At 68.8% G+C, this 22,089-nt stretch carries 20 protein-coding genes; 11 read left to right on the top strand and 9 right to left on the bottom strand.

Features of this window, described 5'->3' with window-relative positions; genetic code table 11:
* Positions 1 to 14: 14 nt before the first annotated feature.
* Complete coding sequence (locus tag DJ018_RS08300; protein ID WP_111514345.1) at positions 15 to 2,849, bottom strand: ATP-dependent DNA helicase; 2,835 nt, start codon at positions 2,847 to 2,849, stop codon at positions 15 to 17.
* Positions 2,850 to 3,005: 156 nt separating this feature from the next.
* Between DJ018_RS08300 and DJ018_RS08295 the strand changes: the two genes are divergently transcribed.
* From DJ018_RS08295 to DJ018_RS08270, 6 genes are all read left to right on the top strand, one after another.
* Positions 3,006 to 3,410 carry a response regulator gene (locus DJ018_RS08295; RefSeq protein ID WP_111514344.1) on the top strand — a complete coding sequence of 135 codons (405 nt, stop codon included), beginning with the start codon at positions 3,006 to 3,008 and terminating at the stop codon, positions 3,408 to 3,410.
* 61 nt (positions 3,411 to 3,471) lie between these two features.
* Complete coding sequence (locus DJ018_RS08290; RefSeq protein ID WP_111514343.1) at positions 3,472 to 4,998, top strand: UbiD family decarboxylase; 1,527 nt, start codon at positions 3,472 to 3,474, stop codon at positions 4,996 to 4,998.
* A gap of 9 nt (positions 4,999 to 5,007) precedes the next feature.
* Positions 5,008 to 5,409 carry an MAPEG family protein gene (locus DJ018_RS08285; RefSeq protein WP_111514342.1) on the top strand — a complete coding sequence of 134 codons (402 nt, stop codon included), beginning with the start codon at positions 5,008 to 5,010 and terminating at the stop codon, positions 5,407 to 5,409.
* 49 nt (positions 5,410 to 5,458) lie between these two features.
* The gene (locus tag DJ018_RS08280) at positions 5,459 to 6,790 is read left to right on the top strand and encodes a TldD/PmbA family protein (protein WP_111514742.1); all 1,332 of its coding nucleotides are present in this window, start codon (positions 5,459 to 5,461) and stop codon (positions 6,788 to 6,790) included.
* Complete coding sequence (locus tag DJ018_RS08275) at positions 6,787 to 7,584, top strand: 3'(2'),5'-bisphosphate nucleotidase CysQ (protein WP_111514341.1); 798 nt, start codon at positions 6,787 to 6,789, stop codon at positions 7,582 to 7,584. The genes DJ018_RS08280 and DJ018_RS08275 overlap by 4 nt, the downstream gene beginning before the upstream one ends.
* A 25-nt stretch (positions 7,585 to 7,609) precedes the next feature.
* Positions 7,610 to 7,843, top strand: a complete 234-nt coding sequence (locus DJ018_RS08270) for a DUF4170 domain-containing protein (protein ID WP_111514340.1) — start codon at positions 7,610 to 7,612, stop codon at positions 7,841 to 7,843.
* A 6-nt stretch (positions 7,844 to 7,849) separates the two neighbouring features.
* On the opposite strand, the gene DJ018_RS08265 is transcribed toward DJ018_RS08270, so the two are convergent.
* Positions 7,850 to 8,053 carry a hypothetical protein gene (locus tag DJ018_RS08265; RefSeq protein ID WP_133254244.1) on the bottom strand — a complete coding sequence of 68 codons (204 nt, stop codon included), beginning with the start codon at positions 8,051 to 8,053 and terminating at the stop codon, positions 7,850 to 7,852.
* 74 nt (positions 8,054 to 8,127) lie between these two features.
* Positions 8,128 to 8,811: a fused DSP-PTPase phosphatase/NAD kinase-like protein gene (locus DJ018_RS08260; RefSeq protein ID WP_111514338.1), complete on the bottom strand. Its 684-nt coding sequence runs from the start codon at positions 8,809 to 8,811 to the stop codon at positions 8,128 to 8,130.
* A gap of 106 nt (positions 8,812 to 8,917) precedes the next feature.
* On the opposite strand from DJ018_RS08260, the gene DJ018_RS08255 reads away from it, so the two are divergent.
* Genes DJ018_RS08255 through lpxK form a run of 5 tightly spaced genes read left to right on the top strand, consistent with a single transcriptional unit; the run spans position 8,918 to position 14,701 of the window.
* Positions 8,918 to 10,693 (top strand): ABC transporter ATP-binding protein, encoded by a 1,776-nt coding sequence (locus DJ018_RS08255; protein ID WP_111514337.1) that lies wholly within the window; start codon positions 8,918 to 8,920, stop codon positions 10,691 to 10,693.
* Positions 10,690 to 11,397, top strand: coding sequence for a lysophospholipid acyltransferase family protein (locus tag DJ018_RS08250; RefSeq protein ID WP_111514336.1), 708 nt, complete (start codon positions 10,690 to 10,692; stop codon positions 11,395 to 11,397). The genes DJ018_RS08255 and DJ018_RS08250 overlap by 4 nt, the downstream gene beginning before the upstream one ends.
* A 33-nt stretch (positions 11,398 to 11,430) precedes the next feature.
* Positions 11,431 to 12,429, top strand: a complete 999-nt coding sequence (locus tag DJ018_RS08245; protein ID WP_111514335.1) for a cation diffusion facilitator family transporter — start codon at positions 11,431 to 11,433, stop codon at positions 12,427 to 12,429.
* Positions 12,426 to 13,703, top strand: coding sequence for a 3-deoxy-D-manno-octulosonic acid transferase (locus tag DJ018_RS08240; protein WP_240609481.1), 1,278 nt, complete (start codon positions 12,426 to 12,428; stop codon positions 13,701 to 13,703). Before DJ018_RS08245 ends, DJ018_RS08240 begins: the two co-directional genes overlap by 4 nt.
* Positions 13,700 to 14,701 (top strand): tetraacyldisaccharide 4'-kinase, encoded by a 1,002-nt coding sequence (gene lpxK / locus DJ018_RS08235; protein WP_111514334.1) that lies wholly within the window; start codon positions 13,700 to 13,702, stop codon positions 14,699 to 14,701. Before DJ018_RS08240 ends, lpxK begins: the two co-directional genes overlap by 4 nt.
* Here lpxK and DJ018_RS08230 read toward each other — a convergent pair.
* The 6 genes from DJ018_RS08230 to DJ018_RS08205 all read right to left on the bottom strand — a co-directional run bounded on the left by DJ018_RS08230 (position 14,698) and on the right by DJ018_RS08205 (position 21,977).
* Positions 14,698 to 15,774, bottom strand: coding sequence for a phosphotransferase family protein (locus tag DJ018_RS08230; RefSeq protein ID WP_111514333.1), 1,077 nt, complete (start codon positions 15,772 to 15,774; stop codon positions 14,698 to 14,700). The two genes, lpxK and DJ018_RS08230, sit on opposite strands and share 4 nt — an antisense overlap.
* Before the next feature lie 66 nt (positions 15,775 to 15,840).
* Positions 15,841 to 17,112, bottom strand: a complete 1,272-nt coding sequence (purD, locus tag DJ018_RS08225) for a phosphoribosylamine--glycine ligase (RefSeq protein ID WP_111514332.1) — start codon at positions 17,110 to 17,112, stop codon at positions 15,841 to 15,843.
* 60 nt (positions 17,113 to 17,172) lie between these two features.
* Positions 17,173 to 17,871: a phosphate regulon transcriptional regulator PhoB gene (gene phoB / locus DJ018_RS08220; protein WP_111514331.1), complete on the bottom strand. Its 699-nt coding sequence runs from the start codon at positions 17,869 to 17,871 to the stop codon at positions 17,173 to 17,175.
* Between the two features lie 42 nt (positions 17,872 to 17,913).
* Positions 17,914 to 19,338 (bottom strand): ATP-binding protein, encoded by a 1,425-nt coding sequence (locus DJ018_RS08215; RefSeq protein WP_111514330.1) that lies wholly within the window; start codon positions 19,336 to 19,338, stop codon positions 17,914 to 17,916.
* A 67-nt stretch (positions 19,339 to 19,405) separates the two neighbouring features.
* On the bottom strand, positions 19,406 to 20,101 hold the full coding sequence (locus DJ018_RS08210; protein ID WP_111514740.1) for a glycosyltransferase family protein: 696 nt from the start codon (positions 20,099 to 20,101) through the stop codon (positions 19,406 to 19,408).
* Positions 20,102 to 20,132: 31 nt separating this feature from the next.
* Positions 20,133 to 21,977: a tetratricopeptide repeat protein gene (locus DJ018_RS08205; protein ID WP_111514329.1), complete on the bottom strand. Its 1,845-nt coding sequence runs from the start codon at positions 21,975 to 21,977 to the stop codon at positions 20,133 to 20,135.
* Between the last annotated feature and the right edge of the window lie 112 nt (positions 21,978 to 22,089).

The raw sequence follows: 22,089 nt of genomic DNA, 5'->3' as shown, positions 1-22,089 counted from the left end.
AATTCAGGTTGACGTCAGCCGACGCCGAGGTCGGGCTCGTGTCCGAGCTGAGGCTGGGTTGTGGAGAGGAACTCGGTGACGCCCTCGATCGCCTCAACAAGGGTGACGCGTTGCAGCTCCACGCCCTCCGGGAGGCCGGAGAACAGCCGCGTAGGCGCCTGGGCGTCGAGCATGACGAAACAGCCCTTGTCGTCGGCCCGGCGGATCAGCCGCCCGAACGCCTGGGCGATGCGGCCGCGCGCGACGGCGTCGTCATAGCCCTTGCCGCCGAAGCGGGTGCGGCGCGCCTTGTGCAGCAGGTCGGGCCTGGGCCACGGCACGCGGTCGAACACCAGCAGGCGCAGGGACCGGCCGGGAACGTCCACGCCGTCGCGCACGGCGTCGGTGCCCAGAAGGCATGCGTCCTCCTCGGCGCGGAAGATGTCGACCAGGGCGCCGACCTCCAGCGGATCGACGTGTTGGGCATAGAGGGCGATGCCCTTGTCGGCCAGCGGAGCTGCGATCCGCTCGTGCACCGCGCGCAGACGGCGGATGGCCGTGAACAGGCCGATGCCCCCGCCGCCAGCCGCCAGGAACAGCTCGCGCATGGCGGCGGCGATCTGGCGCGGGTCGTCCTTCCCGACGTCGGTGACGACGAACACCCGGCTGTTGGCCGCGTAGTCGAAGGGCGAGCTCAGGCGAAGAGTCTTGGGCCGGTCCGGCAGGCGGGCCGCGCCGGTGCGCATCTCCGCCAGGGCGAACGGATCGTCCAGGGTGGAGTCGGCCAGGGTGGCGCTGGTCACCAGCACGCCGTGCGCGGGCTTGATCACCGCGTTGGTCAGCGGCTCGGTTGGATCCACCCAGTGACGGCGGCAGGCGGCGTCCACCACCCGGCCATAGAGGAAGGTGGCGTCGAACCAGTCCACGAAGTCCGGGTCGTCCTCGGCGTCTTCGTCGATGGCGCGCAGCATGGAGCGCCAGGCCGGCAAGGTCATGCGCGCCCGGCGGTCGAGGCCGCGCAGGGCGCCTTCGATCCGCGCCCGCTCCGACGGGCCGAGGGTGGCGGCCTCCTCGTCGAGGATGTCCTCCAGGTGGCGGGCCAGGGCGAGCAGCGGCGCCTCGACCTTGGCGAGGGCGGCGGCGGCCTCCTTGGCGTTGTCGCGGACGAGATCCAGGGCTGGACGGGCGGCGCACTCCATGCCGACGTCGCTGGGCGCCGAGCGGGCGCGAAGCTGCTCCAGCACGCCGACCAGAAAGGCCTCGATGGGGCCGATGGGGTTCACCTCCCCATTGGGCGGGGCGATGCGGCTGCTCCAGCCCTCGCCCGGCAGGGCGGCGGCGGCCCGGCCGGCGTCCATCAGGGCGGTCCGGGCATCCTCGCGGTCGCCTAGAACGTCCAGCAGGCGAGCCTCAAGCCCACGGCCGCGCCGGCCGCGGCCTTCCGGTCCGCGGATCCAGCGGCGCAGCTCGGCGGCTTCGGCGCCGGACAGGGCGGCCGAGAAGGCGCTGTCGGCGGCGTCGAACAGGTGGTGGCCTTCGTCGAAGACGATGCGCTTCAGCAGCGCGGTTTCGTTGTCCGCCTTGGAGCCCCGCGCCGCCCGAGCGCCGTCGAACGCCGCCTGCGCCAGCACCAGGGCGTGGTTGGCGATGACGATGTCGGCGCGCCGTGAACCTCGGATCGCCTTTTCCACGAAGCAGGTGCGGTAGTGCTGGCAGCCCGCGTGAATGCACTCGCCGCGCCTGTCCACGAGGTTGCCGGGGCTCGCCTGCCCTGCCGGCGCGACGGCGAACAGGGTGGGCAGCCAGGCGGGGAAGTCGCCGCCGGTCATGTCGCCGTCTCGGGTCGCCCTCGCCCAACGCGCCGCAAGGCCCAGGCCGACGAGGTCGCCGTTGCCCAGCTGAGCCGCGTTCACCGCGTCTTGGAAATTCAGGAGACAGAGGTAGTTCTCGCGCCCCTTGCGAACGACCGCCTTCTTCGCCCGCACCTTGGGGTCGGGGAAGATGGAGTGGCTTTCCCGCTCGATCTGCCGCTGGAGAGCGCGGGTGTAGGTGGAAACCCACACCGCCGGGCCGTTCGTCTCGGCCCAAAGTGAGGCCGGCGCCAGATAGGCCAGGGTTTTGCCGGTGCCGGTGCCGGCCTCCGCCAGCATCATCCGCGGCTCGCCCTCACGATCGCGCGGCTGGAAGGCGAAGGCCGCTTCGGTGGCGAACTCCGCTTGGGCAGGCCGCGTCTCGTCCAGCCCCGAGCGATGCAGCAGGTCCTTCAGCCGCTGGGCGGCATGGTCGGGAACGATGGGCTTGGAGCCCGCCTCGCCCGGCGGCGCCTCGGCTTCCCACTCGACCATGCGCGCCCAGACATCGAGGCCGGATGAGCGAAACATGTTGCCTGTCGGCGCGGCGCGCAGGGCGCCGATGGTCGCCTGGCCCCACGCCCAGCCGGCGCGCGCCAGGGTCTCTGCCACGGCAAGAGCCTCTTCGCGCGAAGGCTCCGGCGCGGCGGCGAGCTCGGCCAAGAGTTGGCGGCAGGCGTCCCGCAGGGTCTGGGCCTGGGCCGGAGCTCCCTTCGGCTCGGGCAGGCCGAGTGCCTGCGCCAGGCCAGCCGCGGACGGGGCGCAGAACCGTGCCGGGCGCACGAAGGCGAAGAGCTCGAGAGCGTCGAAGATGCCGGCGCTGCGCGGCGGCGCGTTCATCCCGAGGCGACGGGCGGTCATCGCCGAGTGCGCGACCAGCACGGGCCCGCGATCGAACAGGTCCCGAGCATCGGGCGCGCGCAGCGGCTGGGCGGAGCCGCCGTCGGCCACGGCGGCCCGAGGTCCTGGCAGGACCACCAGGGCCGGTGCGAGGTCAAAGCTGACGGCAGGCGCGTTCACGCGAGTCTGCTAGCGCGATCCGCTCGCGAACGAAACGGAAACCGACAGCCGTCGACGAGACGCCGCACCCCGCCAAAGCTTGGCCGATTAACCTTGTTCGCTAATCCTGTGGTCAGAGGGCTGCCCCATCCTTGCCCGGGGACCAGGGGAGGCGACATGCCAAGGCCGCTCGTATTGATCGCAGACGACCATGTCGCGGTCCGCCTTCTGCTGGTGGACGCCATGAGCGCGGCCGGCTTCGAGACCATGGCTGTGGAGGACGGGGGCGCGGCGCTGGACGCCGCCATTCTGCATCGACCGCAGGTCCTGCTGCTGGATGCGCAGATGCCGGTGATGAACGGCTACGAGGTGCTGGGCCGACTGAAGCAGGACCCGCAGCTGTGCGACATCGGGGTGATCATGCTGACGGCGTCGGGCGACACCGAAGGCGGCCTGGAAGCCTTGCGCTTGGGCGCCGCGCACTACGCCACTAAGCCGTTCAGCCTTGGCGAGCTGATCGCCCGGGTAAGCCGCCTGACCATGCCGACGCCCATCGCCCAACCGATCGCCTCGGTCGCCTGACCGCGAGAGGTGACAGCAGGGCCCCAGCGCCCTAGCTTCCGCGCCAGTCGGCGGAGGCAAGATGGCGTACCGGTCCCTACGCGAGTTCCTGGATAAGCTGGAGAAGGCGGGCGAGTTGGTGCGCGTCACCGAGCCGGTCTCCTCTGTGCTGGAGATGACCGAGATCCAGCGACGGCTGCTGGCTGTCGGCGGGCCGGCCGTACTGTTCGAGAACGTGATCCGCGCGGACGGCGAGCGCTCGTCCATGCCCTGCCTCGTCAACCTGTTCGGCACGGTGAAACGGGTCGCCATGGGCGTGACCCTTGAGGGCCGCGAGCGCACCACCGCCCAGGATCTGCGGGAGGTGGGCGAACTGCTGGCGTTCCTGCGCGCGCCCGAGCCGCCGCGCGGCCTGAAGGACGCGTTCGACATGCTGCCGCTCGCCAAGACCGTCATGGCCATGCGGCCGCAGACGGTGAAGAAGGCGCCGGTTCAGGAGGTTGTGCTCAAGGGCGACCAAATCGACCTGACCAAGCTGCCGATCCAGAGCTGCTGGCCAGGCGAGCCCGCGCCGCTGATCACCTGGCCGCTGGTGGTGACCAAGGGCCCGTCCGCCGATCGCGAAGACGACTACAATCTCGGCATCTACCGGATGCAGGTGCTGGGCAAGAACCGCACTATCATGCGCTGGCTCGCGCACCGCGGCGGAGCTCAGCACCACCGCCGCTGGAAGGCTTCGGGCCGGCCGGACGCCCTGCCCGCCTGCGCGGTGATCGGCGCCGATCCCGGAACCATCCTGGCGGCCGTGACGCCGGTGCCGGAGACCCTGTCGGAGTACCAGTTCGCCGGCCTCATGCGCGGGGCGAAGGTCGACCTCGTGCCCGCCAAGACCCAGCCGCTGCTGGTGCCGGCCCAGGCCGAGATCGTGCTGGAAGGCGTGGTGCACCTGGACGAGTACGCCGACGAGGGCCCTTACGGCGACCACACCGGCTACTACAACAGCGTCGAGCGCTTCCCGGTGTTCGAGGTGACCGCCGTCACCATGCGCCGGGATCCAATCTACCTGACGACCTTCACCGGACGGCCGCCGGACGAGCCGTCCGTGCTTGGCGAGGCGCTCAACGAGGTCTTCATCCCGCTGATCCGCCAGCAGTTCCCGGAGATCGTGGACTTCTGGCTGCCGCCGGAAGGCTGCTCCTACCGGATCGCCGTGGTCTCGATGAAGAAGGCCTACCCCGGCCACGCCAAGCGCGTGATGATGGGCGTCTGGAGCTACCTTCGCCAGTTCATGTACACCAAGTGGGTGATCGTCGTGGACGACGACATCAACGCCCGCGACTGGAAGGACGTCATGTGGGCGATGTCCACTCGCATGGACCCGGCCCGCGACATCACGGTCGTGGAAAACACTCCCATCGACTACCTGGACTTCGCCTCGCCGGAGAGCGGACTCGGCTCGAAGATCGGCCTCGACGCCACCAACAAGTGGCCGCCCGAGACCAAGCGCGAGTGGGGCGAGAAGCTGTTCATGGACAAGGCGGTGATCGACACCGTGACCGAGAAGTGGGGCCGCCTGGGCCTGCCCGGCGATGGCAAGCCGGTGGATTGAGGAGGCACCATGGAAACCCTGCCCGCCGCCCACGCCGCAGCCCTTTGGGCCGGACTGAACCTGGTGCTGCTGCTCACCTTGTCGGTGCTGGTGGTCCGGCAGCGACGCCAGCACCGCGTTGCGTTGGGCGATGGCGGAGTTCCGCAACTCGCTCAGGCCATCCGGGCGTTCGGCAACGCGAGCGAATACATCCCGGCCGCCCTGGCAGGTTTCGCGATCCTGACGCTGGCCGGCGCGCCGCCGCTGGTGGTGCATGCGTCCGGCCTTCTGCTGTTTGCTGGCCGGGTCGCCCATGCGGTCGGCCTCACCCGCAGCAGCGGCGCCTCCATCGGTCGGGCGGGCGGCCTGCTGTTCACGTGGCTCGGCTACATCGTCGCAGCCGTGGCGCTTCTCTTCTACGCCATCCCTTGAGGCGCCCGGCGCGCTTGTGGCGGAGGCTCCGCTCGGCCATATGCCGCTGATGGATCAAAACCTGCTGAAAGACCTCGTCGACGCTGCGCTCAAGGCCGGCGCCGATGCGGCCGAAGCCGTGGGCGCGGAACGCCGCGCCCTGTCCGTTGGCGTTCGCCTGGGCGACCTGGAAGAAGTGGAGCGGGAAGAGTCCCGGGACCTTGGCCTCCGCGTGTTCGTGGGCCGCCGGCAAGCCACTGTCTCCGGCTCGGACATCAGCGCCGAGGCGCGGGCCAAGCTGGTGGAGCGCGTGGTCGCGATGGCGCGGCTCGCCCCTGAAGACCCTTACGCGGGCCTCGCCGACCCCGAACTGCTGGCCCGCGGCCCCCTGCCCGACCTCGACCTCTACGATCCCACCGAACCCAGCGCCGATACGCTGGAAGCCCGGGCCCGGGAGGCCGAAGCTGCCGCTCGCGCCGTGCCGAAGGTGACAAACTCCGACGGCGGTTCGTCGTCCTGGTCCACCTCCACCTGGACGCTTGTGACCAGCACCGGCTTCGTTGGCCTGCACCAGGCCTCCGGTTTCGGCGTTGGAGCCTCGGCGATCGCCGGGGACGAGAACGGCATGGAAACCGGCTACGACGGCCGCTCCGTGCGCTGGGAAGCAGACCTGCCCTCGCCGGAGTTCATCGGACGGGAGGCCGGCCGCCGCGCGGTGGCTCGCCTGGGCGCGCGCAAGATCGCCTCGACCACCGCTCCGGTGATCTTCGAGAACCGTCTGGCGGCCAGTCTGCTCTCGCCGTTGATCGGCGCGATCTCCGGTCCGTCCATCGCCCGGGGCAGCTCATTCCTGAAGGACAAGCTGGGCCAGGCGGTGTTCGGCGAAGGCGTGACCGTCACCGACGATCCGCACCGGGTGCGCGGGCTCGGCTCCTCCCCCTTCGACGACGAGGGGGTGGCCAATCGCACGGCCAACCTGATCGACGACGGCGTGCTGACCACTTGGCTGCTGAACACCTCCTCGGCGCGGCAGCTGGGCCTGAAGAGCACCGGCCATGCCTCCCGCGGCCTTGCGGGCCCGTCTGGGGTCGCGCCTTCGAACCTGACCCTGCAGCCGGGGGAGCGCGACCAGGCGCAGCTGATCCGCGACGCCGGCTCGGGCCTTCTCGTCACTTCGATGTTCGGCCCCTCGCTGAACGGCAACACCGGCGACTGGTCGGTGGGCTGTTCGGGCTTCTGGTTCGAGAACGGAGAGCTCGCCTATCCGGTCACCGAGATCACCGTGGCGGGCAACCTGATCGACATCTACAGCCGCCTGGTCCCGGGATCGGACCTGGAGATCCGAGGCGCGAGCAACGCCCCGTCTCTGCTGGTGGACGCCCTGGCCATCGCCGGTCGATGAGTTCCAACGCGGCCGAGGACCTGGGCCTGATCATCGACGCCGCCCGCGAGGCGGGGGAGCTGGCCCTGCGTCTTCGTGAGCGCGGATTGGAGATCGAGTACAAGGCGGGCGACTCGCCGGTCACCAATGCGGACCTCGCATCCGACCGGCTGCTGACGGAGCGGCTGCGCCAGGCTCGTCCGGACTACGGGTGGTTGTCCGAGGAGACGGCGGACGATGACGCTCGCCTGTCGAAGCGGCGGCTGTTCGTGGTCGACCCCATCGACGGCACCCGCGCCTTTCTGCGCAACAAGCCCTGGTGGACGGTTTGCGTCGCCGTGGTGGAAGACGGTCTCCCTATCGCAGGCGTCGTGGTGGCTCCGCAGCTTTCCGAAAGCTATTCGGCGGCGGTGGGCGCAGGCGCCACCCTGAACGGCGAACGCATCCGGGCGAGCCGCGCCTGCGCCGTGGAAGGCTGCGGGATGGTGGGTGATCCGAAGATGTTCAGCCACCCGGCCTGGCCGACGCCTTGGCCGATGATGCGGATCGAGCAGCGCAGCTCGACCGCCCTGCGGATGTGCCTCGTGGCGTCCGGCGCGTTCGACGCGGCCATGGCCATGCTCCCCAAGTTCGACTGGGATCTGGCGGCGGCCGACCTGATCGCGCGGGAGGCAGGCTGTTTCGTGGGCGACCACACAGGCAAGCCGTTCGCCTACAACGGGCCCAAACCGATGCAGCCCAGCCTCGTCTGCGCCGCGCCGGGTCTGGCCCCATTGATCCTGGAGCGGGTCCGGCATATCGCCCTTCCAAACTGACCCACCCCGAACCCACAAGGGCTCCATGGCTGACAAGCAGCTCCTCCACATCGTAGTCGGCGGCGAACTGAAGAGCGTCGATGGTCCGCCGGAATTCCGGGACCTGACCCAGATCGACCTGGTCGGCGCCTATCCGAACCACGAGGAAGCGGTGAAGGCCTGGCGCGCCAAGGCGCAGGCCACGGTGGACAACGCGCTGATGCGCTACTTCATCATCCACGCGCACAAGCTGCTGGACCCCAGCGCGCCGGGCGCCTGATCGAGCTTAGTGGCGGGCGAACTTCTCGAGCAGCGAGCCGTCCCGCCACACTTCGACGACGTCGCAGCTGCGATGCTCACGCAGCAGGGCGTTGGCCCGGTCGCGGATGAACGACAGTTCGGTGGCGGCCACCAAGTCGACGACCGAGGCCACGCCGTCGGCGCGCACGCCGAGCAAGGTGTAGTACTCCTCGCCGCTCTCGGGACTCATGCCGACGTCATCCATGGGTGCAAACTGGCATACCGGCAGCTCAAAGGTCTGTCGGATGGCCGACTTTACGCAAGCTATTCGCGACGTAACAGCCGCTCTGTCAGCAGACTGCCCCACATCTGGGCGCGGAAGTCGGCCTTCATGCCGGCCGGATCGTACATCGGGCTCTGCACCCATTCCAGGAAGCTGAGACCCGCAGGTTCGCCCTGCTGCAGATAACGTTCGAAGGTGTAGTCCAGCACGCCCGTCTTGCCCTGCTTCACATGCAGGTACCGCAGGTGCAGCTGCTCCATGGCCTCGCGGATCGTCTTGCCCTTGCGGAAGTGCATGTAGAGCACGCTCATGATGCCCGCCCGGTCCGCGCCGGACTTGCAGTGCATCAGGGCCGGATAAGCGATGTTTTGGAACAGCTCCTTCGCACCCAGGACCCGCGCAACGCTCGGCACTTCACGGGAGGTGATGGTGAAATCCACCATGGTCAGGCCGTGCCGCTCGCAGGCGTCCTTCTCCAGGGCGTGGAAGCTGGCGTCGAACCCGCCGCGTAGGTTGATCACCGTCTTGATGCCGCGCTCCTTCCAAGCCGCAAGCTGATGCGGCCAGGGCTGGTTGGTGCGCACCAGCTCCTCGGAAATCCAGTGGGCGTTCTGGAAGCTCAGGCGCAGGTAGGCGTGATCGTTCCAGAGATAGTCCAGATAGGTCTTCAGCCGCCCGCCAGGGGTGGAGAGATCGAATCCGGTCCGGGCAGGCTCGGCGGTCATGGGCGCGTATCTAGGGCCTTGCGCGTCCAGACGGAAGCGGCCCCAGCGCCGCGGGCGCGCGGCCCGCCTGCTTGACTTACGCGCCCGCTCGGTGGACGGCAGGCTGATGAGCGAGCGCGAAACGCCCGAGCTTTCCGCCCGCGCGGTCATCGGCCGCGTGGCGCGCGCCTACATGGCGCCGCGCTGGAAGGGCTGGGTCACGGCCCTGATCGCCGGCATTTGCGTGGCTTATACCTCGGCCGAGCTGATCCGGATCCTGGAGCCGGCGGTGAACGACCTGATGGTCAATCACAAGCCCGGCGCCCTGATCGCCCTGCCGCTGATCATCGGCGCCCTGGCGATCGGCCGTGCGGTGGCGCAGGTGATCCAGGCCAGCCTGGTGAACCGGATCGGCAACGGCGTGGTGGGCGACATCCAAGTCCAGCTGTTCGGCAAGCTCGTCCGCGCCGATCTCGCCAGGCTGCGGAGCCAGCATTCCGGCGCCTACGTTTCCTCGGTGCTCTACGACGCCGGGCTGATCCGCGAGGCGGCCACCAGCGGCGTGATCAACTACACGCAGCACGCACTGACGGTGATCGGCGCGATCACGGTGATGGTCTCCAACGACCGGCTGCTCTCGCTTGTGCTGGTGGCGGCCGTGCCTGGCGTGAACGCGATCATGCGCCGCTTTTCCAAGCGCACCACCAAGGCGGCCAAGGGCGCCATGGCCGAGACCTCCGCCCTGTCCACGGCGATCATGGAGAGCCTCGACGGCGTCCGCGTCGTGAAGATCGAAAACCGTGAGGGATATGAAGAGGCCCGCGTCGCGGAAGTGGTCGGCCGTCGGCAGAGGTTCCTGGTGAAGGGCGCCAACGCCCGTGCGCGCGCCGCGCCCGCCACGGAACTCCTGATGACCCTGATCACCGCCGCGGTGATCGCCTACGCCGGCTGGCGCTCGCAAAGCGGCCAGATGACCGTCGGCGCCTTCGTAGCCTTCATCGGCGCTTTGGGCCTCGCCTCGCAGTCGCTGCGCCAGTTGGCCAATCTGCAGACGGTGTTCGCCGAGGGCCTGTCCGCCGCCCGCCGACTCTTTGAGGCGCTCGACGTGGAGCCCGAGGTGCGCGAGCGGCCAGGCGCGCAGCCCTTGCCCCGCGGCGAAACGACGATCCGCTTCGAAGAGGTTGGCTTCGCCTACGGTGGATCGGAAGAGCCTGTGCTGGCGGGTATCTCTTTCGAGGCGCATCGGGGGGAAACCATCGCCCTGGTCGGGCCGTCCGGCGGCGGCAAGTCGACGATCCTCAACCTGATCCCGCGCTTCTACGACCCCACCGAAGGCGCCGTCCGGGTGGACGGCTTCGACGTGCGGGACGTGACCCTGCCTTCCTTGCGCGCCCAGATCGCCCTGGTGACGCAGGAGCCCTTCCTGTTCGACGACACCATTGCGGCGAACATCGCCTACGCCCGCCCGGACGCCACCCAGGCGCAGATCGAGCAGGCGGCGAGCGCCGCCGCGGCCCACGACTTCATCTCCGGCCTGCCGAACGGCTATCAAACCCGCGTAGGGGAAGCGGGCGCCCGTCTGTCCGGCGGCCAGCGCCAGCGGATCGCCATCGCGCGCGCCTTCCTGAAGGATGCGCCCATCCTGCTGCTGGATGAGGCCACCAGCGCCCTCGACACCGAAAGCGAGGCGCAGGTGCAGGCGGCCCTGAAGCGCCTCATGGCCGGTCGCACGACCATCCTGATCGCCCACCGGCTCTCCACCGTCCGTGGCGCGGACCGGATCTACGTCATCGACAAGGGGCGCATCGTGGAGCGCGGCGACCACACCAGCCTGATCAACCAGCGCGGCCTCTACGCCCGGCTGGCCCAGAGCCAGGACTTGGAGGCGGAGAGCGCCGCGTGAAGAAGGTCCTGCGCAACGACGGGGTCCAGGCGGTGCTCGGCTGGATCCTAGGAAGCTATCTGCGCATCGTGCTGCGCACCGTTCGTTGGACGCACGAGAACGTCCAGTGCGTGGAGCCGGTGCTGGCTGGCGAGTCGGGCGCCATCGCCCTGTTCTGGCACGGCCGCATTCCGCTGTGCCTGGCGACCGCGCCCCAGTGGTGGCGCAAGCGCACGCGTGCTTTCGTGTCCCCCTCCGCCGACGGCGAGTTCATCGCCAACGCGCTAGCTATGTCGGGCTTCCCCGCGATCCGCGTGTCTTCCGCCAAGAAGGGCGACTCGGCCAAGGCGCGCCAGGCGGTAGCGGCCCTGCGCGAAGCGGTGAGCTGGGTGTCGGGCGGCGGCGCTCTGGTGGTGACGCCTGACGGGCCGCGCGGCCCGAACGAGGTGATCGCGCCTGGGGCCCTGCAGATCGCCAAGCGCTCTGGCCAGCCTGTCTTCCTGATGGGAATCGCGGCCAATCCCGCCGTTCAGATGGAAAAGACCTGGGACAAAGTGATGTTCGCCGCCCCGTTCGGCCGCGGCGCAGTGGTCTGGGAAGGTCCGTTCCACGTGCCGCCCGACGCTGACGACGCCATGGTCGGGGCGCTGATCGCGGATTGGTCGGAGCGTCTTTCCGCCGCGACACGTCGCGCTGAAGCCCTGGTGGGACGTCCCGCGCATTGATCGCGCGCAGCGCCGGTGAGACATAGGGGGCCTATGGCCCACGCCCGTTCCCACGCGCACCACGACGACCATGATCACGAGCACGATCATGACCATGGTCACGACCATGGGCATGTGCATCACCACGGGTTCGGACACCACCACCATCACGCGCCGGCGGACATGGGCCGGGCGTTTGCGATCGGCGTTGTTCTGAACACCGCCTTTGTGCTGGCCGAGGCTGGCGCGGGGATCTGGACCGGCTCTCTCGCCCTGCTAGCCGACGCCGGCCACAACGCGTCCGACGTCCTGTCGTTGGTGCTGGCCTGGGGCGCGGCGATCCTCGCCAAGCGTGCGCCGGCCGGGCGGCACACCTATGGTCTTCGCAAGGGCACGATCCTGGCGTCGCTGGCCAATTCGGTCCTGCTGCTGGTGGCGGTTGGCGCGATCGTTTCCGAGTCGGTGCGTCGCCTGATCGACCCGGCGCCGGTGCAAAGCGAAGTGGTGATGTGGACCGCCGCGCTTGGCGTGGTGATCAACACGGCGACGGCTCTGCTCTTCCTGCGCGGCAGTCATTCGGACCTGAACGTCCGAGGCGCCTTCCTGCACATGGCCGCGGACGCCGCGGTGTCCCTGGCCGTGGTTATCGGCGCCCTGGCGATGGGCTTCGCCGGGGGACTCTACTGGCTGGATCCCGTGCTGGGCCTTGTGATCGCCCTCGTCATTGTGCTGGGCACGCTCGGGCTGCTGAAGGACTCCTTCGACCTGGCCATGGACGCAGCTCCCAAGGCGGTGGATGTCGCCACGGTGCGCGCCTGGCTGAGCGGGCTTCCGGGCGTCACGGAGATCCACGACCTGCACATCTGGGCCATGAGCACGACGGAAACGGCGCTGACCGTCCACGTCGTGCGACCGGCGGAGGACGACCGCGACGCCTTCCTGCGCCAGGTTTGCGACGGGCTCGCCCATCGCTTCCACATCGAACATGCCACAGTGCAGGTGGAAACCAGCCACGCACACGGCTGCCGCCTCGCCCCCGCCGAGGTGGTGTGATCCGCACCGTCCGCCCCCTGCCGCTGGCGCTCTACGGGATCGCCACGGGCCTGCTCGAACCGCTGGCGCCGCGGGTGCTGCGTGCGCGCGCCGCAAAGGGCAAGGAAGATCCCGCACGCCTGCGCGAACGCCTGGGCCGCGCCACGCGCGATCGCCCGCAAGGCCCCCTGGTCTGGCTGCACGGGGTCAGCGTCGGCGAAAGCCTGTCGCTGCTGCCGCTGATCGAGGCGCTGCGCACCCGCCGGCCTGAGCTGAACCTGCTGGTGACAAGCGGCACGGTAACCTCGGCCGAGATGATGGCGCGCCGCCTGCCCGCCGGCGTGATTCACCAGTTCGCGCCGGTGGACACGCCAGGCGCCGTTCACCGCTTCCTCGATCACTGGCGGCCGGACGCCGGCCTGCAGGTCGAAAGCGAGCTCTGGCCGAACATGGTGCTGGAGGCCGCCCGCAGGGGCGTGCGCCTGGCGCTGATCTCGGCGCGGATAACCGAGAAAAGCGCTGCGGGCTGGGCGCGAACGCCGTCTGCCGCGCATGCCCTGCTGTCCTGCTTCGACCTGATCCTGCCGCAGGACGCAGAGACCGAAGAGCGGCTGCAGCGGCTGGGCGGCCAGATTGGACCGCGCCTGAACCTGAAGCTCGTCGGCGTGGCGCCGCCGGTGGACGCAGCCTTGGTTGCGGAACTGGAAAAGGGTCTCGCCGGCCGCCGCGCCGTGCTGGCCGCCAGCACCCATCCGGGCGAGGAGCCCCTGATCGCGCGCGCCTTCCGGGCTGCTGACGCGCCGGCCGCCGTGCTGATCGTGGCGCCCCGACATCCGGAACGCGGGCCGGGCGTCGCCGAAGAGCTGACTGAGCTGGGTTTCACGGTCGGGCGACGCGGCGCGGGCCAGCCCCTCACACCGAAGACCACCGCCTATGTGGTGGACACGCTGGGCGAGCTCGGGGCCTTCTATGCGACGGCGGACGCGGTGGTGATGGGCGGCAGCTTCGTAGACGGCGTCGGCGGTCACAACCCTATGGAGCCGGCCCGCCTGAGCGCGCCGATGATCACGGGCCCCCACGTGTTCAACGCCCGCGCCATGTACGACGACCTGCTGGCGGAGGCCGGCGTCATCGAGGCGGCCGACGGTGAAGCCCTCGCGCGCCACATCGGCGGCCTGCTCGCCTATCCGCACATCGCCCGCCGCGTCGGCGAGGCCGCGTTCACCTATGCGGAAAGGCAGGGTGCGGCTCTGAAGTCGGCCATGACTCTGATCCACCCGCTCCTGCCGGCATGAAGCTCTCCACGCCGCGCTGGTGGTACGAGCGGGACCGCAGGGTCATGCCAATGACGCGGGGACTGCTGACCCCGCTGTCCTGGATCTGGGCGAGCGTCACCGCGCGCCGCATTGCGCGCGTAACGCCCGTGGACCCTGGCGTTCCGGTGATCTGCATTGGCAACGTCACTGTGGGGGGCACAGGCAAGACCCCGATCGTGCGGGCGCTGGCGGAGCGTCTCTCCAGGCGCGGCTGCGACGTCCACCTGCTCTCGCGCGGTTACGGCGGCAAGCTCGCGGGGCCGGTTCAGGTGGACCCGGCCCGGCATACCGGCGCCGACGTCGGCGACGAGCCGCTGATGCTTTCACAAGGCTTCCCCGTGTGGATCTCCCGCGACCGAGCGGCCGGCGCCAGAGCCGCGGCGGCGGCTGGCGCCGACGTGGTCATCATGGACGACGGCCATCAGAACCCGTCCGTGAAGAAGGCGCTTACGCTGATCGTGGTCGACGGCGAGACGCGGGGCGACGAGTGGCCGTTCGGCGATGGGCGGGTTTTCCCTGCGGGGCCGATGCGCGAGCCGCTGCACACCGGCCTGGCGCGCACTGACGCTGCAGTGATCCTGTTGCCTGCCGACCTGGCCGCGGCGGACCCCGAGCTGGAAGCGGCGCTTTCGGCCGTGCCGGTGCTCACGGCGCACTTGCGTCCCGCGGGGCCGCCGCCGTCCGGTCCGCAACTTGGCTTCGCCGGCGTGGGCAAGCCCTGGAAGGTGGAGCGGGCGCTGGAAGCCGCCGGCTGCGAGCTTGCGGACTTCGCACCGTTCCCGGATCACTTCGCCTACGACGAGGCGACCCTGCAGCGGCTGGCCGAACGCGCCGCTCAGTTCGGCGCGGGCCTGGTCACCACGGAGAAGGATTGGGTGCGCCTGCCGGCCCCCTGGCGGCAGCGGGTCGTCGCCTGGCCGGTGAAGGCCGAATTCGATGATCCAGCCGCCCTGGATTCGCTTCTGAAAGGCCTCTAGGCCGCGCCGGCCTTCTGAGCGAACCGCCAAGACGCTTCGGCAAGCGCGATCACGCGTGGCCCCATGAGGTGCGCCTGAGGGTGGTTGGCCGTACCGTCGCGGACCCGTCCCAGGATCCCCTGAATGATCCCGGCTAGCCGAAACAGGTTGTAGCTGAAGTACCAGTCGAGCTCCGGCAGGCCCGGGCGCTGGGTGAGCTGACAGTACTGCGCCACCGCTTCTTCGACCGTCGGGATGCCGTGGGCCGGCAGGTCGTCGACCTGCGCAAGAGGACCATTGACCCAGTTCATCAGCAGATAGGTGAAGTCGGCTAGCGGCTCGCCGAGCGTGGAAAGCTCCCAGTCGAGCACCGCCAGCACACGCGGCGCAGCGGGATCGAAGATCATGTTGTCCAGGCGGTAGTCGCCATGGACGATGGAGGTCCGCTCCTGCGGCGGGGTCGAGCGCGGCAGCCATTCGATCAGCCGCTCCATCTCGGGGATGTGCTGGGTTTCAGACGCCTTGTACTGGCGGGTCCAACGGTCGACCTGCCGGCCCATGTAGTTGCCGGGCTTGCCGTAGTCCTCCAGCCCGATGGCCGCGTAGTCGGTGTTGTGCAGCTGAGCCAGGGTGGCGATCTTGGACTGGAAGATGGCCCGCCGCTCAGCAGGCTGGCACTGCGGCAGGGTCTGGTCCCAGAGCACCCGCCCTTCCACCATGTCCATGACGTAGAACATGGTCCCGATGACGCTCTCGTCCGCGCACAGGCCCCAGGTCCGCGCGACCGGGAAGCCCGTCGTCCCCAGCGCGGTGATCACCCGGTATTCACGGTCGACGGCATGGGCGCTCGGCAGCAGCTTGCCCGGGGGCTTGCGGCGCAGCACGTATTTCCGGGTCGGCGTGACCAGTTGATAGGTCGGGTTGGACTGGCCGCCCTTAAACTGGAAGACCTGCAGCGGGCCGGCGTAGCCTTCGACATTGGCGGCCATCCAGCGATCTAGCGCCGCCTCGTCGAAGCGATGGCTCTCCGCCACCGCTTTCACGCCGGTGTTGGCCTTTTCGCGCTCCTGCTCGGCGGCGTCGATCACGGCCATGGCGCTCCCTCGTTCGTACAACTGTTTGAACGGGAGCTTACCGGGCCGGACCGGCAGGGCAAGGCCTCAGCGGGTCAGAGCGCGCCAGCCGATATCCCGCCGGCAGAAGCCGTCCGCGAAGTCGATCGCATCCACGGCCGCATAGGCCTTGTCCCGCGCCTGCTGCAGACTCGCCCCACGCGCACAGACGTTGAGCACCCGCCCGCCGGCGGCGCGCAAGGTCCCGTCGGCATCGCGCTTCGTCCCCGCATGGAAGATCACGACCTGGTCGCCGAGGTCGGCGTCAGCTCCACGGATCTCGCCGCCAGCTTTGGGCGTGCCGGGATAGCCTTCGGCGGCCACCACCACGCACACCGCCGCTTCGTCTCGCCAGACCGGCGGCGGCATCTGGTCGAGCGTACCGGAGGCGCAGGCTTGGAGGTAAGGCACGAGATCGCTTTCGAGCCGCAGCATGAGCACCTGGCACTCGGGATCGCCGAATCGGACGTTGAACTCCACGAGCTTCGGCCCGTGCTGGGTCGCCATGAGCTCCACGAACAGCACGCCGCGGTAGGGCGCCCCTTCCGCGGCAATACCGGCGAAGGCTGGCTCCACCAGACGCTGCCGGATCTGCTCGACCAGTTCGGGCGTGAAGACCGGCGCCGGCGAATAGGTGCCCATGCCGCCGGTGTTGGGGCCCTGCTCCCCATCGAACGCGCGCTTGTGGTCCTGCGCCCAGCCGAACAGCATGGCCGTCTTGCCGTCGCACAAGGCGAACAGCGAGCCGATCTCGCCGTCCAGGAACTCCTCGATGACCACGCGCGAGCCGGCTGAGCCGAAGCGGCCGCCAAGCGCGTCGTCGATCGCTGCCTCGGCCTCGCCGCGCGTGGTGGCGACCACCACGCCCTTGCCCGCCGCCAGGCCATCCGCCTTGACCACATAGGGCGCATCGAAGCGGTCCAGTGCGCGCTTCGCATCGTCGGCGCTCTCCGCCACGACATAGGCGGCTGTGGGCAGGCCGTAGCGATCCGCGAACGCCTTGGTGAACGCCTTGGAAGACTCCAGTTGCCCGGCCTGCATGGTCGGGCCGAAGCAGGCGATCCCCTCGCCGCCGAGCACGTCCGCCAGACCCGCCGCCACCGAGGTTTCAGGACCAATCACGACCAGGTCGGCGCCGATCTCCTTGGCCAGGGCGACAAGCCCCTCCACGTCGGTAGCCGCAACGGGGCGGACCTCAGCCACCGCAGCCATGCCGGGATTGCCCGGAGCCGCCACAAGGCGCGTCACCTGAGGCGACTGAGCGATCTTCCAGGCCAGCGCATGCTCGCGCCCGCCCGAACCCACGAGGAGGATGTTCATGGACCCGCGCTTTGGCGTGGGCTGCGCCCACGGTCAAGCGCTCAAGGCTGGAAGGCCCCTTCAGGCCCGCTGGCGCTCGACGTCTAGGGCGTAACCGGCCGAGCGCACGGTGCGGATCGGATCGTCCGACTCATTGGCGTTCAACGCCTTGCGGAGACGACCGATGTGCACGTCGACCGTGCGGGCTTCGACGTAGACGTCCGAGCCCCAGACGGCGTCCAGCAACTGCTCGCGCGAGAACACCCGTCCCGGGTGCTGCATGAAGTGGTCGAGCAGCCGGAACTCGGTAGGACCGAGGTGGATCTCCTCGCCCTTGCGCTTCACCCGATGGGCGACACGGTCCATCTCGATGTCGCCGCAACGAACGCTGTCTTCCGCCAGCCCCGGACGAAGGCGGCGCAGGACGGCGCGGATTCGGGCGGCGAGCTCATTCATGGAGACCGGCTTGACCACATAGTCGTCGGCCCCAATGTCGAGGCCGCGGATCCGGTCGCTCTCCTCGCCCCGTGCGGTCATCATGATGATCGGCACATTGCGGGTTTCAGCGCGCTGACGCAGGCGGCGGCAAACCTCGATCCCCGAGATCTTGGGCAGCATCCAGTCGAGCACCACCAGGTCCGGCAGCCGCTCGTCGATCATCACCATGGCTTCTTCGCCATCCGCCGAGACGGCGACGTCGTAGCCTTCCTTCTCGAGGTTGTACTGCAGCAGGGTGGCGAGGGCGTCCTCGTCCTCCACAACCAGGATGTTGGGCTTCACCAGCGCGGCTCCATCAGCTGTGCGGCAGGCTATGCAACAATCTCATGAAACTTTTGCGACGCGCGGGCGGGGCCGCTCCGCGGCTGCCGCGGTCAGCAGCGGGAAGTAGGCGGTGAACGTGGTGCCCTGCGTCGGCGCGCTTTCCACCACCAGGCCGCCCCGGTGCCGGTTGATGATGTGCTTTACGATGGCCAGGCCAAGGCCCGTGCCCAGCCGCTCCCCGCTCTTCTGCCCCTCCACACGGTAGAAGCGCTCTGTCAGCCGCGGCAGGTTCTCGCGTGCAATGCCGGGGCCCTGGTCGGTGACCCGCAGGGCGGCGTAGGTCTCCCCCGCCTGGTCGGGCGTCAGGAGGGGCACCCGAGCGACGCCACGCGCGGCGCCTGCCGCAGCGCCCTCGCCGCTCAGCCCGCTCGCCACCTCGATCCGCACGATGTCGCCTTCGGAGGAGTACTTGAGCGCGTTGTCGAGCAGGTTCTGCGCCACCTGGATGATCTGGTCGCGATCGCCTGGGATGACCGCGGGCCAGCGTTCCGGTTGCACGACCTGAAGGGCGACGCTTCGCTCCCGCGCGATGGGGCTTAAGGCGTCCACCACATCTGAGACGCAGGCGACGAGGTCCACCGGCTCATCCGGCGCGATGTGCTCGTTGAGCTCGATGCGCGACAGGCTCATCAGATCGTTGATCAGCCGCGCCATGCGGCCCGCCTGAGCCTGCATGATGGCAAGGAACCTCTCACGCGCCGCGGGATCGTCCTTGGCGTGACCGCGCAACGTCTCGATGAAGCCGGTGAGGGACGCCAGGGGCGTGCGAAGCTCGTGGCTGGCGTTTGCGAGGAAGTCGCTGCGGGTCCGCTCCACACGGCGGCTCTCCGTCTCGTCGCGGAAAACCAGCAGGGCGAGACGCCGACCGTCCAGGGCCAGACCAAGCGGACGGGCGTAGGCGCGCAAGGTCCGCTCCTGGGAGCCGCCCGGCTCATAGACGGTCTCCGCGTCCTTCGCGTCGAAGAGCGCTTCGTCCACCGCTTCGAGGATTTCCGGATCGCGCATGACGCCGACCAGCAGGCCTTGAGGCCGATCGATCCGCAGCAACTGCCGCGCGGCGCTGTTGGCGAAAATGTAGCGACGGCTGGTTAGGTCGTCCGGCTCGGTGGCGGAGATCACCACGATCGGATCGGGAAGCGCGTTGATGAGCGCGGCATAGGGCGGCGGCTCCCCTGCGCGTTCTTCCGCGGCACGGATGACCGCGGCGTAACGGGCTTCCGCCGAGCGATCGCTGACGAATACCAGGGTCGCGGCGGTGGCCACGATGACCAGACCGCCGATGGCCGCCGACAGAAGATCCAGGCGTCCGAGCAGCAGCAACGCCGCCAACACGAACAAGCCCGCCGCCCCCGCCAGCAGGATGGGCCAGAAGGCGGGTTGCGGCCCTTGAGGCGCGCCGGCAGGTTGCGGCGGCAAGCTCGGCATCGAATCTCCGTCTGCGAATACTCCAGCATCCGCAAACGTGTGTCACCGCAATGACAGCGGTGTGCGTCTAGACGACCTTGCCGTCAGCGGTGCGGGCCCGCTGAAGGGTCTCGCGCCACTCATCGCCGTATTCAACGTCCTTGTAGTCGTCGAAGTAGGGACCACCCAAGGTGTAGTGGGCGTTGCGAGCTTGCGGGTCGTAGTCGTACTCGCCGACCAGCCAGTTCCATTCCAGCGGCAAGGCGCCGATCTGGTCGTCGCTCTCCAGCCACTTGAACTGGTGCAGCTCCAGCCCAGAAGCGGACTGGACGTACTCCGGCGTCAGCGTGCGGCAGCGGGCGTTGTTCATCAGCATCACGCTCGACCAGTTCTTTTTTGGGTACTTGGTTTGCACGTGGTTGAGGAACTTGGTCTCCTGCTTGGGCACGTAGTCGTGCTTGCAGACCATCACCGCGTACTGCTCGTCCGCGAGAGCGAAGAGCTCGGCGATGTCGCCGCGCACCAGCATGTCGCAATCCATGAACAGCGACCAACCCTGGTAGCTGGACAGGTAAGGCGTCAGGAACCGTGAGAAGGAGAACTCCGTGGACTGGAGGTTCACCATTTCGCGCTGGAAGATGGGCTTGAGGCTGGCCAGGTTGATCGGAGTGAACCGAACCGGGCGCGAGCTGTGCTCGATGATGCTCTGGCAGAGCACATGGTAGGCGACGACCTCCTGGCGGTCGTAGCCGATGAAGACATCCAGCACGGGGGGATTGTTCACGAAGCTCTCCGGCAACAAGGGGCGCGGCGGGTCAGGCGACGCGCGCCCGCAGATCATCTGCGATGGCGTTGATCACAGGCTCCCATTCGCCATCATTGATCTGGCGCAACAGTCGAACGGACCGGTACCAGTACATCGCCGCTCCGCCCGGGGCGTAGCGCCATTCGGGATCGCGCGGAAGCATGGTCAGGCATTCCTGGCCGATGGCGCCGCACAGATGGACCAGCGCGGTCTGGACCGAGACCACCACATCCAGGTTCGACACAAGGGCGGCCAGATCGTCGAAGTCGTCCATGTCCGCCTTCGGGAACAGGCGGATGGGGTTGAGTCGCCCCTCGTTGAACGCCTCAACTTCGTCGGCCACATCGCCGTACTGAAGGTTGACGAATTCGCAGTCTGACAGCCCCAGGACGGGCTCGAGATTGGCGAGGGTGAGCGACCGCTGCTGGCCACGGGTCGTCTTGGTGCCGCCCCGCCAGGAGACGCCCACCCGCAGCCGTTTCGTCTTCGGCCCCAGCCGCTCGGCCCATTCGGCGACGCGGGCGGGGTTCGGTTTGAGGTACGGCGTACTCGGGAAATCCTCGGGTTCATTGCGGTAGAGACGACCGAGACTGCCGATGGCGAACACATGATCGAAGTCAGAGAGGCTGAGCTTCGCTTCGCGGGGCTCCAGCACCTCGACGTTCGCCGGGAACGAGCCCCGGAACAGCCGAGCCAAACGGCTGACGCAAACCAGCACCACGCGGTCGGCTTGCCGCGCCAGGTCGGGGATGCAGCTGGCGAACATCACCTGGTCGCCGATGCCCTGCTCGCCAACGACCAGCACACGTTTGCCGGCCAGGTCCGCCCCCGTCAGCCTGGTCTCCAGGTGTGGGATCAGCTGCGGCAGAACGACAGCCGCCGACTCCGAGACGAAGTTCGGATTAAGCCAACGATACTCGTAGTCCTCCCAGCCGCGGCGGAAGTCGCCGAGCTTCAGTCGGGAGAAGGCCCGGCGGTAACGGGCACGAACGAGGTCCGGCCGGGCTGCGAGCGCGGCATTATAGGCGGTGATCGCTTCCTCATCCCGGCCGCTGTGGGAGAGGGCATCGGCGCGGATCAGGTGGCCAAGGCCGGTTTTGCCCTGAGCGAACGCATGTTCGGCAAGCGTCAACGCCTCGTCGGTCCGCCCGGCGGCTGTCAGTACGACGCTGAGGTTGATCACGGCGGCTTCGCTCTGCGGGTCGATCTCAAGAGCGCGACGGTACAGCCGCTCCGCCTCCTCCAGTTGGCCTTGGACGCGCAGGGCGGAGGCGAGGTTTACGACAGCTGCAAGGGCGTCCGGCGTTCGCGCGAGAACCTTGCGCAGGAAGGGTATCGCGCCCGCCGCGTCGGTCATCTGCAGGTGCAGGTAGCCGAGGTCAGTGTTGGTGTCGGGATCTTCGGGATCAAGGCTGAGCGCGCGTTCCAACTGCGCCTTAGCTTCCGGAAGCTTGTGCTCGCGGTTGAGCCGAGCGCCCCAAGCCTGGCGCAGGCGCTTCTCGGCCATGAGCGCCCGCGGATCGGCGCTTCGAGCCGTAACCACGGCCTCGGCCTCTTCGAAGCGTTGGGCGGCGATGAGCGCTTGAGCGTGGGCGAGCCAAGCTTGTGGCGAAGTTCCCTCGGGCTCTGATGCGGCGGCTGCAGCCAGCCATGGCAAGGCGGCCTCGGCCTCTCCTCGCCGCAGCAGGATGGTGCCGAGATTGTGCGAGGCGCGCCAATGGGTCGGATCAACGGCCAGAGCTTGCCGGTAGATCGGCTCCGCCTGCTCCACTCGGCCGGCGCGGTGATGTTCCACCGCGGCTTCGACGAGAGCCTCGACGTCCCGCGAAGGGGAGGTTTGCGTGGAGTTGTCCATTGCACATCCAGCTTCTGACCGCTGCTGGATGGCGAAGGGCGCGGGGCAGATCAAGAGGCTCTGGGGTCGCGCGGAACCGGCCTGCTCGATTTCCGTTTGCTTGGGTTCTGGT

Source organism: Phenylobacterium deserti (assembly GCF_003254705.1).
Taxonomy (GTDB): domain Bacteria; phylum Pseudomonadota; class Alphaproteobacteria; order Caulobacterales; family Caulobacteraceae; genus Phenylobacterium; species Phenylobacterium deserti.
The sequence above is the reverse complement of the archived record's forward strand: the minus strand, read 5'-3'. Positions and strand labels throughout refer to the sequence as shown.

What these genes read in the sequence shown, in the direction of transcription:
- DJ018_RS08255 (WP_111514337.1), top strand. Translation starts at nt 8,918, where the DNA reads ATGAGCGAGCGCGAAACGCCCGAGCTTTCCGCCCGCGCGGTCATCGGC.
- DJ018_RS08270 (WP_111514340.1), top strand. Translation starts at nt 7,610, where the DNA reads ATGGCTGACAAGCAGCTCCTCCACATCGTAGTCGGCGGCGAACTGAAG.
- DJ018_RS08280 (WP_111514742.1), top strand. Translation starts at nt 5,459, where the DNA reads ATGGATCAAAACCTGCTGAAAGACCTCGTCGACGCTGCGCTCAAGGCC.
- purD (WP_111514332.1), bottom strand. Translation starts at nt 17,112, where the DNA reads ATGAACATCCTCCTCGTGGGTTCGGGCGGGCGCGAGCATGCGCTGGCC.
- DJ018_RS08230 (WP_111514333.1), bottom strand. Translation starts at nt 15,774, where the DNA reads ATGGCCGTGATCGACGCCGCCGAGCAGGAGCGCGAAAAGGCCAACACC.
- DJ018_RS08265 (WP_133254244.1), bottom strand. Translation starts at nt 8,053, where the DNA reads ATGAGTCCCGAGAGCGGCGAGGAGTACTACACCTTGCTCGGCGTGCGC.
- DJ018_RS08205 (WP_111514329.1), bottom strand. Translation starts at nt 21,977, where the DNA reads ATGGACAACTCCACGCAAACCTCCCCTTCGCGGGACGTCGAGGCTCTC.
- DJ018_RS08215 (WP_111514330.1), bottom strand. Translation starts at nt 19,338, where the DNA reads ATGCCGAGCTTGCCGCCGCAACCTGCCGGCGCGCCTCAAGGGCCGCAA.
- DJ018_RS08260 (WP_111514338.1), bottom strand. Translation starts at nt 8,811, where the DNA reads ATGACCGCCGAGCCTGCCCGGACCGGATTCGATCTCTCCACCCCTGGC.
- DJ018_RS08275 (WP_111514341.1), top strand. Translation starts at nt 6,787, where the DNA reads ATGAGTTCCAACGCGGCCGAGGACCTGGGCCTGATCATCGACGCCGCC.
- DJ018_RS08285 (WP_111514342.1), top strand. Translation starts at nt 5,008, where the DNA reads ATGGAAACCCTGCCCGCCGCCCACGCCGCAGCCCTTTGGGCCGGACTG.
- DJ018_RS08290 (WP_111514343.1), top strand. Translation starts at nt 3,472, where the DNA reads ATGGCGTACCGGTCCCTACGCGAGTTCCTGGATAAGCTGGAGAAGGCG.
- DJ018_RS08245 (WP_111514335.1), top strand. Translation starts at nt 11,431, where the DNA reads ATGGCCCACGCCCGTTCCCACGCGCACCACGACGACCATGATCACGAG.
- DJ018_RS08295 (WP_111514344.1), top strand. Translation starts at nt 3,006, where the DNA reads ATGCCAAGGCCGCTCGTATTGATCGCAGACGACCATGTCGCGGTCCGC.
- lpxK (WP_111514334.1), top strand. Translation starts at nt 13,700, where the DNA reads ATGAAGCTCTCCACGCCGCGCTGGTGGTACGAGCGGGACCGCAGGGTC.